This window comes from Salmonella sp. NW884, assembly GCF_051700745.1.
GTDB lineage: Bacteria > Pseudomonadota > Gammaproteobacteria > Enterobacterales > Enterobacteriaceae > Salmonella > Salmonella enterica.
The window spans coordinates 20,512-37,347 of the sequence record NZ_JAMMDE010000017.1 but is presented as its reverse complement, the minus strand read 5'-3'; the positions used below and the strand labels follow the sequence as shown (position 1 = coordinate 37,347).

Here is a 16,836-nt window from a genome sequence, read left to right as displayed (position 1 = left end):
CACCTTAGCAAATAAAAACATCGCTCATTCAAAAACTAATAAACGCAATCCTGATGTAAGATTTAATAATTGATTGATGCCGTCGGGTTAACTACTTTTCATGTACACCTTACTTACTCATTTTAATCTGAGGTTAAATTCAAAAACGACATAAAAATAATATTCAAAACTTGCTTAGAAAGTAGAGGTTGTTTTTCTGGGCGTATCGTACCAATATCGGAGTTATCATTATGAGTTCTGTCATTGAGGATACCCAGCCTTCCGGGTCAGCATCATTGTCTTTACTACAGCGTATTAGCTACGGCTCTTTGGATGTGGCGGGTAATCTGCTGTACTGCTTCGGTTCAACGTACATTTTATATTTCTACACAGACGTTGCGGGCATTAGCCTTGCCGTAGCAGGCGTTATCCTGCTGCTGGCGCGTATTATCGATGGCATAGACGCCCCCATATGGGGGATCATCATCGATAAAACGCGTTCACGCTACGGTAAATGTCGTCCCTGGTTTTTATGGTTACCGCTGCCTTTTGCGGTATTCAGCGCGCTGTCATTTTGGTCTCCTGATATCAGTATGACAGGAAAAGCCATCTATGCAGCAATATCTTATATGATTGCCAGCATTCTATTTACCGGACTTAATACACCACTCAGTGCAATATTACCCCTGATGACCTTATCTCCCAAGGAAAGACTGGTTTTAAATTCCTGGCGAATGACCGGTGGACAAATTGGGGTTTTATTAATGAACGCGACCGCCTTGCCGTTAGTCGCTTTTTTAGGTAACGGTGATGATCACGCTGGTTTTATTTATACGGCAATTACGTTTGCCATTATATCCTGCGCGCTAACGCTCTTTGCGTTTAAAAACATTCGTGAAATGGATACGGATAAAATACAGCATGAACCTAAGTTGCCGATGAAAAAAAGTTTCGCGGCGATGAAAGGTAACTGGCCGTGGATCCTGATGGTGCTGGCTAATCTGATCTTCTGGATTGCCCTACAGCAGCGCAACACGACCATTGTCTATTATCTGACCTACAACCTCGACCGTAAAGATCTGGTACCGCTGATTAACAGCCTGGCGACGATTCAGATCCTGTTTATCATCGCTATCCCCTTCTTTAGCAAATACCTGGCTAAAACCTGGATATGGGTAGGCGGTCTGCTGGTCGCCACGTTTGGCGGCGTCATGATGTGGCTGGCAGCGGACAACATTACTTTCCTCATCGCCGCCTGGATACTCGGCAATATCGGCAGCGGTATCGCCTGCTCAATGCCGTTTGCCATGCTGGGCTTCGCCGTCGATTTCGGCGCCTGGAAGACCGGTATTAAGGCTACCGGCATTCTTATCGCCTTCGGCAGCACCTTCTGCATCAAGATGGGTAGTGGCCTCGGCACCGCTTTCGCCGCCTGGATCATGAACAGTTTTGGCTATGTCCCCAACCATGCCCAGAGTGCTGCGGGTCTGGAGGGCATTATCTGGGCCTTTATCTGGGCACCCGCCCTACTCTTCGCGCTCGCAGCGATCCCACTACTTTTCTTTCGCAAATACGAAGCGATGGAAGAGAAGATTCGCCACGATCTGGAAACCGTCAACTCATAACGTTCTTTACCTTCACCCTCGAATATGGGAGGCACCACCATGCCATTTATGCAACAAGACCCGCGTCGTCTGGTCTGGCAGCAAAACGATCGCTATTTATGGATTGAACCCTGGGGCGAGAACAGCCTGCGCGTACGCAGCGGCCGTCATCTGCCGGTAATGAGAAATGAAGACTGGGCATTGACTGAGCCAGTCGCAGAAAGTCAGTGCCACATTGATTATGAGCACCACCAGGCAACGCTGACCAACGGCAAAATTATCGCTATCGTCAATCAAAAAGGACAGGTTACCTTTTACCGCCATCCACACAAACCCCTGTTGCAGGAGTTCTGGCGCCTGCGGGGCGAAATTGGCGAGGATGAATCATCTCACGGCCAGTACGTTAGCGCCCTCAACCTTGAGGGACGCGAGTTCCGCCCGATTCAGGGTGGGAAATATTCACTGAAAGCCCGCTTCGAAGCCACCGAAGGGGAAAAAATTTATGGCATGGGGCAGTATCAACAGGCCAACCTGGATCTCAAAGGATGCGTGCTTGAGCTGGCGCAACGTAACTCCCAGGCCTCAGTACCGTTTATGCTCTCCAGTCTGGGCTACGGATTTTTATGGAACAACCCGGCAGTCGGACGCGTAACCTTTGCCCAAAACGTTACCGAATGGGAAGCGCAGGTCAGCGAACAGCTGGACTACTGGATCACGGCTGGCGATACCCCGGCAGAAATTAGCCGGGCTTACGCGCTGGCTACCGGCACGCCGCCGATGATGCCGGACTACGCCATGGGCTTCTGGCAGTGCAAACTCCGTTATCGTACGCAGGAAGAGCTGCTGGAGGTCGCCCGCGAATATAAGCGCCGCAATCTGCCTATCTCAGTGATCGTTATCGACTTCTTTCACTGGCCGAATCAGGGTGACTGGATGTTCGATGCGCGCGACTGGCCCGATCCTGATGCCATGATTGCCGAGCTGAAATCGCTGGGAATTGAGCTGATGGTCTCCGTCTGGCCGACGGTGGATAACCGTACCGAAAGCTATCGGGAGATGCGCGAAAACGGCTGGCTGGTACAAACGGAACGTGGCTTGCCGATCAATATGGATTTCCTCGGCAATACCACTTACTTTGATGCGACTCATCCGGGCGCGCGCGACTACGTCTGGGGCAAAGCCAAACGCAACTATTACGATAAAGGCGTGAAGTTATTCTGGTTAGATGAAGCCGAACCTGAGTTCAGCGTTTACGACTACGACAACTATCGCTACCATGCCGGGCCGGTACTGGAAGTGGGCAATATCTACCCACGCATGTACGCCAAAACCTTTTTTGATGGCATGAAAGCCGATGGCGAAGACCAGGTTATCAACCTGCTACGCTGCGCCTGGGCCGGCAGTCAGAAGTACGGCGCTCTGGTCTGGTCAGGGGATATTCACTCCTCGTTTAGATCGCTGCGCAACCAGTTTGCCGCCGGACTCAATATGGGAATCGCGGGGATACCGTGGTGGACGACGGATATCGGCGGTTTTCATGGCGGTAATATTCACGACCCGAAATTCCATGAATTGCTAATTCGCTGGTTCCAGTGGGGCGTCTTTAGTCCGGTGATGCGTCTGCACGGCAACCGCGATCCGCAAATTTTACCCGCGCAACCGTACCGGGATGGTATCGCCCAGTGCCCTACAGGTGCGCCGAACGAGGTCTGGAGCTACGGTGAGGAAGTATGCGACGTACTGACAGGTTGCCTGGCGTTGCGAGAAAAACTCAAGCCCTATATCAAAGCGCTGATGGAGGAAACCCATAAGCACAATACGCCAGTGATGCGCCCCCTGTTCTTTGAATTCCCCGAACAGGAAACAAGTTGGACAATCACCGACCAGTATTGTTTTGGTCCTGACCTGCTGATTGCCCCCGTCATGCATGAAGGTATGCGCGAACGTGATGTCTGGCTACCGGAAGGAGAAAAGTGGACAGATCTTGCGACTGGTGAAAGCTATTCAGGAGGGCAGACGCTGCAGTACGCTACGCCACTGAACAGAATTCCGGTATTTATCCGCGAAGGTGGGCAGTACCGTAGCCTACTGAATTTGTAGAATGATTCCGGCTGCGGGTTAGTACCGCAGCCGGAAGTATTACGGTAGGTATGTCTACTGTAGCTTAAATAATGCCGAGTAGTCCGCATTGCAAATACGCTGCACCGCCGGATGCTGGATCATTCTCTCGGCAAAAATCGCATGATATTCTTCCATGACATTCTCCACGCGCCCAATCTCTATTACCGACTCATCGGCATAAAAATCCAGCGAATAAAGGCTCGGCGCCACAAAAATCGCATCGTGCGTCGCGCCAAACGCCTTCATTAAGGCCGCATCATCAAATTCGCCGAGGATCTCAACCTGTAGCCCCTGCGAATTAAACCAGTTCAACAATTTACGCCCCAGCATCGAGCGACGTCCCGGCACCAGCAACCGTCGCTCTTCCAGGCAGGCAGGGAACGCTTTTTCGGGAAGCGGATTCGTACACCAGAAACTGACGCTGCATTCGCCGATTTTGACTGAGAATAGCCCCTCCTGCTGCGTGGAATCTATCGGGCAGTCGGAGATAATCATATCCAGCTTGTGCTGGCTGAGCTGTTCGAGCAACATTTCGTGCGTGGACTCGAAGCAACGCAGATGTATGGGTTCGTCCACCACCACCGCCGCATCCAGAACGCTGCTGACCAGACGCTTGGATAAAGCATCGGCGACGCCGACATCAAACAACAGGTTTGATTCTTTGCGGTAATTGACGATATCCAGCATCTCCTGGCTTAGCGTAAACATTTTGTCCGCATAGCGAAAAACCAGCTCGCCCAGTTCGCTGGGTTCAAGACCGCGTCCCTTACGTTTAAATAGCTTCCCCTGTAAACGCTCTTCCAGGGCTTTAATTTGACCAGTAATGGTTTGCGGCGTCAGAAAAAGCGCCTCTGCGGCACCCACGACAGAACCTTCTTTATAGACATGCCAGAAATAATAAAGATGGTTGTAGTTAATATGAGACATGCTCATTTCTCTCCCTGTTCAATGTCGCAAGGGAGCGATACATCGCTCCCCCTTTCCTTCGTACTGATTATGCCGGCGCGTTCAAACGCGCGCGCAACCAGCTATACCCCACCACTGCGGAGAGCAATGAACCAATCAAAATGCCCAATTTCGCCCAGTTAATAAGTTCCGGATCGACATTGCCAAATGCCAGGCTGGCGATAAAGATGGACATCGTAAAGCCAATGCCACACAAAATGCCGACCGCCATGATTTGCTGATAAGTGGTCCCCTGCGGCAGATGCGCCAGCTTGAAACGCAGCGCCAGCCAGCAAAACAGGCTAATCCCCAGCGGCTTACCAATCAGCAGACCAGCAATAATTCCCAACGGCAGCATGGAGGTCAGACCGTCCATCGTGACGCCCTGAAGAGAAACGCCGGCATTCGCAAAAGCGAAGAGCGGCAGGATCAGGTACGCGACCCACGGGTGCAGAACATGCTCCAGACGCTTGGCCGGCGAGCGACCGTGTTTTTCTTTCAGCGGAATAAAGAAACCGACAATGACGCCTGCCAGCGTCGCGTGAACGCCGGACTTCAGTACCGCCGTCCACAGCACTGCCCCGACCAGAATATATACCCCTGTCCGTCTGACGCCGCACAGATTCAGCAGCGCCAGCACGGCAATCGCGAACGCCGCCACGCCCAGCGAGACGATAGAAAGATCGCTGGTATAAAACAGTGCGATAATAACGATGGCGCCGAGATCATCGATGATCGCCAGCGCCATCAGGAATATTTTCAGCGCCAGCGGAACCCGGCTGCCCAACAGCGCCAGCACGCCCAGCGCAAAGGCGATATCCGTCGCGGCAGGAATAGCCCAGCCCTCGCGAGTGACCGGATCGGAGTAGTTAAAGGCCAGATAGAGCAATGCCGGTACAATCATCCCGCCGATGGCGGCAATCACCGGAAAAGCGGCCTGGCGCAGACTGGCTAACGAGCCTTGCATCAGTTCGCGCTTAACTTCCAGACCAATCAACAGGAAAAACACGGCCATCAGCGCATCGTTGATCCACAACAGCATGTTTTTGTTGATCTCAAGCGCCCCAACCCGTAGCTGAACCGGCGTCTCCAGAAAATCATGATACCATCCACTGGTCGCGCCCATATTGGCCATCAGCATAGCCAGCGCAGCGGCGATGATGAGAATGATGCCCCCAGAGGCATCGCTGCTAAAAAATCGGTGCAGATGTTTCACTTTTTATTCTCTCAATCAGGTGAATTCTTCGGATCTACTATCTTACCTCGCCTGACTCATCGTTAAAATTAGATTATATATGATGAATAGCTCGTTTTTTACGAAATGAAGTCCGACTTACGCCGGACCTTTTTAGTGCAGTCAGTCATTGATGATAGACCGCTACGCGTACAGATCCATTTTATACACCCGGAAACTGGTAATATCGTAGCGATAGCCTTCCCCGTTCGTTTCCGCGTTTTTGTAGTAACCTGACGTCATGGTCGCTTCAAAAAGCACGGTTTTCTCCGTAGGCGCAATCTCCTGTAAAATTAGCAGCCCCATCGCCTCGCTGCCCGCCTGCGGATCGATAATATCGCTCTCGCCAGGCTGGCAAGAGATGGCGCGGCCATTTTCATCAAACGTGCAGTCGGCAAAATGCACCACAATATTGCCATTCTGCTGGATCGCTTTCGCGCTAACGCAGCTACTATAGCCACGCGCGCCCAGCTCCTTGCCGTATTCAAATGGCCGCATAACGGTCATCTCATTCATATTCACCACGAAATGGACAATGCGGCTGTAGTTATCCGGCGGTAACAGGCTTTTGCTGTCATCACGCGAACGGTAGTTACCGTTATCAAACACCATAAACTCCACCATGCCCGGCGTATTATTGGCGATTTCAACGACGTTATGCTGGCCCCACGTCCAAAAGTCACGGTCGGCCGCGTCGATATCCTCCTGTTTGCTAAAGTCGTAAAGCGCCACACCCTCACTGTCGACCGGGGTTAAAAGATAAGGCTGATAAGCGTCGTCCCAGTCTTCATGCGTTGACAAAATAAAGCGTAGCGCTTGCGTTTGCAGATCGACGCCAAACACCGCGCTCTGATGACGCCCGGACGCAATTAACAACTGATTCGTCTCATTCACGTAACTCTGGTTTATATGCAGCCAGTCTTTAACCGTCGGGTCTTCTCCCGGCGCCGTACCTGAAGGACGGGAAACCCGCGTCGTATCCAGCACCTTCGCCATATCGTAGTAAGCCGTCTCCAGTCCGGTAGTCAGATCGACAACCGATACGCCGTCTTCATTGGTTTTCAAATCGTCGGGCCGACCCGAGGTATATTCAGAGGGCGCAACAATGGTATTGCTGTCCCACGGCCAGATAGAATGGTGAAATTGATTATCGAGATTATAGAATGTGTGAAGACGCCCCATCATGTCGAACTCATACATATCCAGATAGGTATTTTTCGCTTCTGAAGTAGTGAGGAAATGGCCATTATCAATTCGAACAAAATTATAAGACGGATAATCCTGAGTAACGTACCAGCGCACCAGACCATTCTGATCTAATGCGTAATTATAGCGATCGAAATGCGTAATAAAATAAAACCCTGGCGCCATCTTGTCCGCATCGGTAGCAGGTTGCGTCACGTTGATAATCGGAAAACCTAATACGACTTCCGCGGAATCTACCGGCGGTAGCGGCTGTGTGGTGAGCGTATAGACGGCAAGTGGCGTATCTGCCTGAGAAAAGACAATATGGTTTTCAGTCTCCGCTACCAGCCCCAGAACCGGTAACAGATTTGCGCCTGGCGTAAGGGTGTAAAGATGTTCTATCGGCATCGCCGTTTTTGCCGCATCCTGGACCGTGACCATGATCTCAGCCGGTTCCAGACTCCAGACGCCGGCATAGGCGCTTAAAGGCGCCGTGCCGTAAGGGTCTAACAACATGAGCGCATTTTCTACCGTATTCTCTTGCGTGACCTGCGCAAGGCAATTTTCATAAATAGCGGTATGGTTAAGCACCATTTCATTATTGATATCGATACCCTGATTAATCGCCGGACGCGGCGCAGGAAGGACAACAGACGTTGCAGTCAACGTATTCATGATAAATCTCCAGTGTATTAATCTCATCGCCCCTCATGGGGACCACGAAAATTAATACTCTGGATTTTTATGCCGACCGAATAAAATGCCGCAAAAATACCTCATTACACCTTTTATTTTAGCAATTCATTTCACGTGAAGCGTTATATTCAAATTTTAGGTAATCCAGTACGGCAACAACATTGCCAGGAGACATCCGGTTAAGATGCGGCAGGAAGGGATGGTTGTGAACATAACGAATAAACGCCGTCGCGCTATTTAACGTCGCATGGCGTAACAAACTCACCTTTTTATTTCCTGTGAGATTGCATACCGCCATCGCATAATCCCGTGTGGAAAATGTACGCCAGACGTTGTTGCGAATTCCGCCGCTCAAAAACAACCGCGGAGGGAGATCGCGTTTGGGCGGCGTAACGCCTCTTTCACGCACAAACGAAATATGGCAGCGCCCCTGACGAAGATAGCTAAAATTCGCCATCATACAGCCGCCCAGAATGAAGCATTCGTGATCGAGATAATGCTGGACATTCAGGGAGCGCTCATCCGTCAACGCCTGAACCAACTCAAAATGTCGATAAGCAGGTAATACGGGTTTTACTAACATCCCCGGATCGTTTTTATATAAAATGGCGGGGCCGTAATCCACATCAAATAATACATTACGGCGCATGGTCAGCGCCTCTTTTCGCTGCACCAGATGCGCCAGCGTGCCGGACGGGAGTCGTTCTTCGTAATCAGAATGATATTGATAATCCGCTTCCACCGGTTGGGCGGAGTAATTCGTTGAGATCGCGACGACCTTACCGCTCTCTTCTTCCGCCGTCACCAACACGTATAAGCTGCTGTCGCCGCCGTTAAATTTCACACGAAACGCCCGCGTGCTCATAGCGATGTCAAACGCGGGAAACACAAAATCGCGTTCCGCTTGATTAGCGCGACGGGACAGTTTTTGTAATTCGCGGCTAAAACCCGTGCTGTCTATCGCCAGCGCCGCGCGTATTTCAACTAGCGACGCTCCTTCGCCAATCAACGTGGCAAGGTTCTCTTGTCTGGCGTCGCTTCTGATAGCGGTATAGGAGATGAACGTTTTATTACACTGGCGGCAATACATACGCCGTTCACCTTTAGTGGAAAAGCCATATTTTTTCAGCGACGTCCCGCCACAATGCGGACAGGACTTCACCAGACCTTTCCAGGGTTGATTCGCCGCCTGGCGAAAAAGATTAAGCGATCTGGCTGAGATAATGGGGAACAAAAAGCCGCACGCTCGACAGAGAACATTTTTCCCTTGCGGTAGATAGTCTGGACTCCCCAGAATCCCCAGATTTTTGCAGCCTGGCGTTTTGCAAGCATCGACATTAATGTGAGAAAACATATTCACTCCCTGCGAATACTACCTTCAAACAAATATTGACTTTATTTCTGCAGGTGAGATGCCTTTTTCATACAGGGTTCGCATGGCACTCATCGCCGTCGCGGTATGCGAGAAAAAAGCCTGATAACCTGCACACAGATAGTTATGATTGGTTGCGCCTGACGCAGAGGGTAAAAAACGATGTTTCGGACAGCCGCCATAGCAGGCGAACTTCCATTGACAGCGATGGCACTCCTGCGCCATTGAACGCTGTTTATCGCTGCCGAACTGGCGATTTTGTTCGCCCTGATTCATTTGACGCAGCGTCTTCTGGTGGATATTCCCCAGTTTAAATTGCGGATACACGAAGTGATCGCAGTTATAAACATCGCCGTTCATTTCCATCGCAAACGCGCTGCCGCAGGTGGGAGCAAAAACGCAAACCTGCGGCGGCAGGCCGCACCAGGCCGCCAGCGTCTGTTCAAATAGCTGAATGCCGATATCGCCGATATCCTCACGGATCCAGATATCAAATACCGCATTCAGAAACTGACCAAATTGCAGGCTATCGACCGACCACGGCGTCATCGCGATATGTTTATCCTGCGGCTGCGCCAGCCCATTTTCCCCACAGCGTTCAACTAAAGGGATAAATTGCATATAGCGGCTACCAATGCTTTTCAGGTAGCGATAGACCTGAACAGGATGATGCATATTGGTACGGTTAACCACCGTGAGGGTATTAAATTCCACGTTGTGCTGCGCCAGACAACGCACCGCATTTTCTACTTTTTCATGCGTCGGCTTTCCGGAGCGCGTCACTCGCCATTCATCGTGTAACGCGGCATCGCCATCAATAGAGACGCCAACCAGAAAATCATGCTCCCGGAAGAAGGTCGCCCAGTCATCGTTGATCAGGATGCCGTTGGTCTGGAAGGTATTGACGATGGTTTTGCCGCCACAATAGCGCTGCTGAAACTCAACGGCTTTACGATAAAACGGGATGCCCATTAATGTGGGTTCCCCGCCCTGCCACGCAAAAATGACCTCATCAATATCTTGTGCGGCAATCTGCTGCCTGATGAAGAGTTCGAGGGTCTCTTCCGACATTTTGTAATGGTTTTTTCGATCCGGATAGAGCTTTTCTTTCTCCAGATAAAAACAGTACTTACAGTCAAGGTTACACACCGATCCGGTCGGTTTAACCATGACCTGACAACTTTTCCCAAACATCATTACCTTCCCTGAAATAAAAGAACCTGATCCGGCACAGAGTGACCGGATCAGGTGGGCATCGCCCTAAGTGGCATACTTAATTTTTTATAATTATTCCATTAGCCCCAGGTGACAGGCGTCGGCTTATCGCCACGGGCTTTCATCAGCGAATCGTTATCAATATCCTTTTTATACTTCAGGAACTTACCGTAAAGCTGTTTCTCAATCTGCGGCTGTTTACCAATTTGATTGAGCGTCTCGAAACGATCGGTTTTCAGGTTATAGAGATATTTGGGTTTATTCTGGCGATCGATGATCATCTTCCAGTCGCCGTCGCGGATCGCCCACTCATCCGTCGGATCGTCCTGGAACGGCATATCGATACCGAAGATCAGCGGTTTCTGGCGTTTTAACGTCTTGTCCTGCAGTAGCGGAACTAAAGACTGACCGTCGTAGGTACGATCGGTCGGGAGTTTAAAGTCCATCATGTTGGCCAGCGTCGGCAACCAGTCAAGACCATATACCGGCGTGTCCGTTACCATTCCCTGTGGAATATGCTTGCCGTATTTGATGATTGCCGGTACGCGAATGCCGCCTTCCCACAGGTTGTCTTTACGTCCGCGCAGACCGTCGGTTTCCCCGGCCAGGTTCAGCTCGTACACCTTACGCGCTTCGCGCGTGACAGGGCCGTTGTCGCTGGTAAAGATGACGATGGTGTTATCTTCCTCGCCCATCGCCTTAATTTTATCCAGCACTTTACCGACCTGCTCATCCATATAGCTGATATTGGCGTAATATTCGCCGGTACCGCGCCACGGTTTGTCTGCCCAGTCACCGTAGAACAGATCCGGATGCTGCTTCTGGTAGTCGGTCATGTACTGCGAATACATATCAAGGTATTTTTTCGGCGACGCCAGCGGGCTATGGACTTCGGTAAAGGCGACATATAAGAAAAACGGATTATCGTCTTTTTTATTATCCAACCAGTTCACCACTTCAGAGCTCACAAACTCGCCGCTCATCTTATCTGCGCGGCCAATATGTTGGCCATTACGAATCCACCCCGTAGGATGCACCACGCCATAGCGCGGGCGCTCCTTGGCGTTGTCCAGCGTAGCATCGGTGACAAATCCCGCCGGATTAACCAACGTATAGTCAAAGCCCATGTCTTTCGCCTGCGGCTGATCGGTGCGATCGCCGCCCGCATTCAGGTGTAATTTCCCCATCATCGCCGTATCGTAGCCCTGCTGTTTTAGCAGATTGGCGATAGTCAGTTCATTACGCCCCAGCGCAACATCTTTGCCTTCCGGTATCCAGGAACGGATTCCGGTACGGAACGGCATACGACCGGTTAACAGGCCCGCGCGGGAAGGAGAACACAGAGGCGCTGGCGCATAATAGTCGGTAAACTTCACCCCCTCCTGCGCCAATTTGTCTATGTTAGGTGTTTTAACGATGCGGTGCCCGTAGGTGGCGAGATCGCCATACCCTAAATCATCCGCCAGAATAATGACTAAATTAGGGCGCTTTGCGGTTGCCGCTTGCGCGGTTGATAATACGCTTCCAGCGCATAGCGCCAACCCTATCATACTGGCAACGACTGTTCTTTTCATTTCAACTCCTTTGAGTTATCGCACGGTCTGATTACGATATATTTGCCGATAGACCCGGCTGCGGAATACAGCCAAAATTAATTGCACTATATATATTCGATTTGTCTTATATTTCTTCCATCAACATCTTTTTATCGTAGAAAATTATTCACACGCATTATAATATTAATGCCATAAATATATTTCGTGCTAAAGAAAACACGCCTGAAGCAGTCTATAAAAAAAGAAATCGCGAACGAGTGATGCAGATCTCAAATATGGCCCATATGTCAGAACCGCTATTGTGATGTCAATATATGTTGCTGTCTCAACGGTAACACCCTCATTTACTGGCAATAAGTTGTCTTTGCGAGAGATTATTCCCATTCGAAGTTTCATTAATTTCATGCTATCCGGTGTGACTTTTACAACAGAGACATAAACTATAAATCAAATAGTTATCACGTAATAAACAACATTATCTGACACGAATATTTGACGATTATATGTCGCTGATATTTTTGAGACATCTATCACCTACGTATAAAAAGACACTCCTTAGAATTCGCTTCTTTACACAACATTTCACTGTGTTTTTACCTCATGGAGTTGAGCATGAAAAATAAGAAATATATTAATAGTCTACTCGCCGCATGTGTTCTTTTCTCTTGCTTTAATGGCCAGGCAGCGGAGTTGAAACGCGTATACGGTAAACTTAGCTTCGGATATGGCGACTGGAATAAAGGCTTTGTCAATGTCGATCGCGGCGAAGTGTGGAAAGCGGTAGCCGATTTCGGCGCCGTGTTTGACAGGGGCGAATTTGCATCATTTTATGAAATGAACGTGCTCAACCATCCGGTAGAAGGCCGTAACCATGTTACCCAATTTCTGGGACATTATAGGGTGGTAGAAGGCTCTAACTTTACCGCAATGATGAAACTCTATATGTCGATGGAGAATAAATTCGGCGATGAATTAAACATGATGTACGGGGTAGGTTATCTGGGTTTAACCAGCCCATCAGGCTTTATTAAGCCCTATTTCGCTGTTCATAACTTATCGAACGATTATACCTCTAAAAAGTATGGACAGGCGACAGGCTTTAACGGTTATGTTCTCGGTTGGGTCGCGGCTTATAACTTTGATATGTTCAATGAAAAGTTCGTCATTTCAAACTGGAACGAAGTTGAAATGGATCGTAATGATGCCTACGCCGAACAACAGGGTGGGACGACCGGCCTGAACGGCGCGGTAACGTTTACATGGAAATTTATGCCGCGATGGACCGCCTCCGTCTCTTACCGTTACTTCAATAATAAATTGGGGTATGACGGCTACGGCGACCGTATGAATTACCTGATCGGCTTCGAGTTTTAATAATTAATAAACTTGATGAATATTACTTAATTTCTCCAGTTTGTAGTCGTGAATGACACGACTACAGGCATTGTTTTTCTTTAATGTAGCGTAAATGGATGGTTTATATGAACAAAAAGTTTTCGATATCCCTACTGTCGCTGTGCATTGGTTTGTCTTCAGCCATTTCCTTTTCAGCCGATGCGCGTGACATCACAATTTATTATACGAACGATTTACATGCCCATGTAACCCCAGAAATTATCCCCTATGTATCCAAGACACGTCCGGTAGGCGGCTTTGCGCCCATCTCGAAAATTGTCAAAGATGCAAAAGCGAAAGAGAAAGATGTCTTTTTCTTTGATGCTGGCGACTATTTCACCGGACCTTTTATCAGTACGCTGACCAAAGGCGAGGCTATTATTGATATTTTAAATACCATGCCTTACGACGCCGTCTCTGTCGGTAACCATGAATTTGACCATGGCCATGAGAATCTGGTTAAACAACTCAGCAAATTGCAATTCCCGGTATTGTTGGATAATGTTTTTTACAGCGGCACAGATACGCCATTAATTAAAGAACCGTATACCATCGTGGAAAAAGATGGATTCAAGATCGGCGTCATCGGTATGCACGGCGTTTCCGCATTCTATGAAGCGATTGCCGCAGGCGTGCGTGAAGGCGTTGACTGCCGCGATCCGATTCCTTATGTGAAAAAACAGCTGGAAGAGTTAAAAGGGAAAGTTGACCTGACCGTGCTGCTCGCCCACGAAGGCGTGCCGGGTATGCAGTCCAGCGCAGGCGAGGCTGATGTCGCACGCGCGCTGAAAACCGACGTTGATATGGCGAAATCGCTGGAAGGCTATGGACTTAACGTCCTGATTACCGGCCATGCGCATAAAGGTACGCCAGAACCGATTAAAGTGGGCGATACCCTTGTCGTTTCCACGGATGCGTACACCATCGAATTAGGTAAACTGGTGCTTGACTGGAACCCGGAAACCAAAAAAGTGGACAGCTACAATGGTAAGTTGATCACCATGTATGCGGATACTTATAAGCCAGATCCGGTCACGCAGGCCAAAATTGACGAATGGGATAACAAGGTTAAGAAAATTACCGATGAGGTGGTCGCGCACTCTCCGGAAGTGCTGACCCGTTCTTACGGTGAATCCGCGCCAACCGGCAACTTAATCACCGATGCCCTGATGGCTACCGTTCCTGGCGCCGACGCTTCCTTCTATAATGCTGGCGGCATCCGTACCGAATTGCCAAAAGGCAATATCACCTATGGTGATGTGCTGAGTATGTATCCGTTCACCAACGATGTCATGAGCATGGAAATCAGCGGTAAAGACCTGAAATCCATCATGTCACACGCTGCCGATCTGAAAAACGGTATGCTGCACGTATCGAAAACCGTCCAGTTTAAATATGACAGCACCAAACCGCTGGGCCAGCGTATTGTTGAATTTGATATCAAAGGCAAACCGGTAGAAGACAATAAACTCTATACCGTCGCGCTGGATTCCTTTATCGGTAAAGGCGGTGGCGGATTTACCTTCACTAAAGGTAAAAATATCAAATATATAGGGATACAAACCGCACCGGCGTTGGTTAACTATATGAAGCAGGTTAACAATATTCAACCTGACCACACCATGCGCGTGGATGATATTAGCAAATAAACCATAATGTTATGCGGTCGATAACCGGCCGCATAACATACTTAGTTATGCAAACAGCGGCATTTTGTATACCCGAAATGCAGAAATATCATAACGATAATTCGTGCCATTCGTCTCTTCGTTCTTGAAATAGCCCGACGTCACCATCGCTTCGAATAAGACCTCTTTCGTCTCTTTATTGATTTCTTGTAATACCAGTCGGCCTAATGCCTGTTGCCCTTCATCCGGATCGACAAGATCGCTGGAACCTGGTTGCGCGGTAATGGTATGTTCAAACTCATCAACCGTCGTCGCGCCGAAATGAATAACCAGGTGACCATTGGTCAATAAATGCTTAGCGCTCACAAAACTGCTATAGCCCCGGTTCCCGACTTCCGTTTTACCATACTCATACGGACGCGTTACGGTCATCGTATTTAGGTTTATTTTAAACTGCACCACCCGGCTGAAGTTATCGAGCGGCAACAGACTTTTCGCATCTTCGCGTGAACGATAGTTACCATTATCAAAGACCATAAACTCCAGGATACCAGGCTCATCGTTTGGAATTTCAACAATGTTATGCTGCCCCCAGGTCCAGAAATTCTTATCTGCCGCATCAATCCCTCCCGGCGAGGTAAGATCATACAGCGGGATGCCATCATCATCGACAGGGGTTAATAAGTATTGCTTGAATTCGTCAGACCAATCCTCATGGTTCGCCATAATAAAGCGCAGTTCGCCGGAATCCACATTTACGCCAAAAATCGCGCTCTGATGCCGACCGGAACAAATCAGCAAATTGTTGGGTTCATTAATATAGCTTTGGTTGATATGTAGCCAGTCATCCATTGATACGTCCTGACCTGGCGCGCTTCCGGAAGGACGCGGCGATCTGGAATAATCCATCACATACAGCATATCGTAATAGGCGACTTCAAGTCCGGTAGATAAGTTAATAATAGAAACGCCATCTTTCCCGGTTGAGTAACCATCTGGCCGTCCATTGCTATATTCTGAAGGCGCAATCGCCAGATTGTTCTCAATGGGAAGAATGGAGTGATGGAACTCATTGTCGAGAAGATAAACCGTATAAACCCGTCCCATAATGTCAAATTCATACATATTCAGACAATGGTTTATTCCCTGTGACGTCGCCAGGAAATGGCCGTTATCCATTCTGACAAAATTATAAGAAGGGATTTCCTGACTGACATACCACCGGACAATCCCGTTATGATCAAAAGCCAGATTATACCGATCAAAATAAGTGGAGAAATAAAGTCCTTCCTCCATCAGCGAGGCCTGCTGCGCAGGACAAGAGACGCTAATAATAGGGAAGCCGAGGCTCACGTTAGCCGAATCCGTGGGCGGTAATGCGTCTGTCATTACTGTATATTGCCCGACAATTTGCGAGGCAAGGCGTAGGGTAATCTGATTATTCACCGCGGATACCATCCCACACACAGGAATAAGGTTAGCGCCCGGATGTACATCATATTGATAACGCACTTCCTCTGTCGTCGCTTCGCTATCAACAACATTGATCTCAAGCGCGGCAGCTTCATCCATCCAAACCCCCAGATAGAGACTCAACGGGGCGGTCCCGTAGGGATTTACGGTGACAATGGCCTTGTCACAGGTATTAGATTGCGTGATCTCCGCTAATCGTTGTTCATATATGGCGTTATGGTTTAACACCAGTGCGTTATTGGTATCGATTTTCTGGTTAATCGGCTCACGCGGTGCGGGCAAGTTAACCATTGACGAACTTTTCTTATTCATACGTTTCTCCTGATTAATTGGGATATAGACAACGAGCGGCCACAACAAGCCAGCCCGTTGCTTAGCAAATAACCCTACGTCAACAAGAGAAATCGGTTTAATAATTTAAAATAAAACATCC

Annotated in this window: 11 protein-coding genes; 4 read left to right on the top strand and 7 right to left on the bottom strand. The window is 49.1% G+C overall.

What is annotated here, in order from left to right:
• The first annotated feature begins 230 nt into the window (after window positions 1-230).
• Window positions 231-1,604: an MFS transporter gene (locus NA197_RS22275; RefSeq protein WP_000099989.1), complete on the top strand. Its 1,374-nt coding sequence runs from the start codon at window positions 231-233 to the stop codon at window positions 1,602-1,604.
• Between the two features lie 39 nt (window positions 1,605-1,643).
• Complete coding sequence (locus tag NA197_RS22270) at window positions 1,644-3,683, top strand: glycoside hydrolase family 31 protein (RefSeq protein ID WP_064043354.1); 2,040 nt, start codon at window positions 1,644-1,646, stop codon at window positions 3,681-3,683.
• 54 nt (window positions 3,684-3,737) lie between these two features.
• Here NA197_RS22270 and nhaR read toward each other — a convergent pair whose 3' ends face one another.
• The 6 genes from nhaR to NA197_RS22240 all read right to left on the bottom strand — a co-directional run bounded on the left by nhaR (window position 3,738) and on the right by NA197_RS22240 (window position 11,925).
• Window positions 3,738-4,637, bottom strand: a complete 900-nt coding sequence (gene nhaR, locus NA197_RS22265; RefSeq protein WP_000062872.1) for a transcriptional activator NhaR — start codon at window positions 4,635-4,637, stop codon at window positions 3,738-3,740.
• A 61-nt stretch (window positions 4,638-4,698) separates the two neighbouring features.
• The gene (gene nhaA / locus NA197_RS22260) at window positions 4,699-5,865 is read right to left on the bottom strand and encodes a Na+/H+ antiporter NhaA (protein WP_045900292.1); all 1,167 of its coding nucleotides are present in this window, start codon (window positions 5,863-5,865) and stop codon (window positions 4,699-4,701) included.
• 162 nt (window positions 5,866-6,027) lie between these two features.
• Window positions 6,028-7,743 carry an aryl-sulfate sulfotransferase gene (locus NA197_RS22255; RefSeq protein WP_001094799.1) on the bottom strand — a complete coding sequence of 572 codons (1,716 nt, stop codon included), beginning with the start codon at window positions 7,741-7,743 and terminating at the stop codon, window positions 6,028-6,030.
• Window positions 7,744-7,861: 118 nt separating this feature from the next.
• A complete protein-coding gene (locus NA197_RS22250) occupies window positions 7,862-9,124 on the bottom strand; it encodes an IS1/IS1595 family N-terminal zinc-binding domain-containing protein (RefSeq protein WP_077950675.1) in 1,263 nt (420 codons plus the stop codon).
• Window positions 9,125-9,142: 18 nt separating this feature from the next.
• Complete coding sequence (locus NA197_RS22245) at window positions 9,143-10,333, bottom strand: anaerobic sulfatase maturase (RefSeq protein ID WP_000971152.1); 1,191 nt, start codon at window positions 10,331-10,333, stop codon at window positions 9,143-9,145.
• A gap of 98 nt (window positions 10,334-10,431) precedes the next feature.
• Window positions 10,432-11,925, bottom strand: coding sequence for a sulfatase family protein (locus tag NA197_RS22240; protein ID WP_064043352.1), 1,494 nt, complete (start codon window positions 11,923-11,925; stop codon window positions 10,432-10,434).
• Window positions 11,926-12,519: 594 nt separating this feature from the next.
• Between NA197_RS22240 and NA197_RS22235 the strand changes: the two genes are divergently transcribed.
• Window positions 12,520-13,281, top strand: coding sequence for an outer membrane protein OmpK (locus NA197_RS22235; protein ID WP_000791534.1), 762 nt, complete (start codon window positions 12,520-12,522; stop codon window positions 13,279-13,281).
• Between the two features lie 98 nt (window positions 13,282-13,379).
• On the top strand, window positions 13,380-14,951 hold the full coding sequence (locus NA197_RS22230) for a bifunctional metallophosphatase/5'-nucleotidase (RefSeq protein WP_000262866.1): 1,572 nt from the start codon (window positions 13,380-13,382) through the stop codon (window positions 14,949-14,951).
• A 45-nt stretch (window positions 14,952-14,996) separates the two neighbouring features.
• Here the strand turns inward: NA197_RS22230 and NA197_RS22225 are convergent, their stop codons facing one another.
• Window positions 14,997-16,715 carry an aryl-sulfate sulfotransferase gene (locus tag NA197_RS22225; RefSeq protein ID WP_064043351.1) on the bottom strand — a complete coding sequence of 573 codons (1,719 nt, stop codon included), beginning with the start codon at window positions 16,713-16,715 and terminating at the stop codon, window positions 14,997-14,999.
• Window positions 16,716-16,836 lie beyond the last annotated feature (121 nt).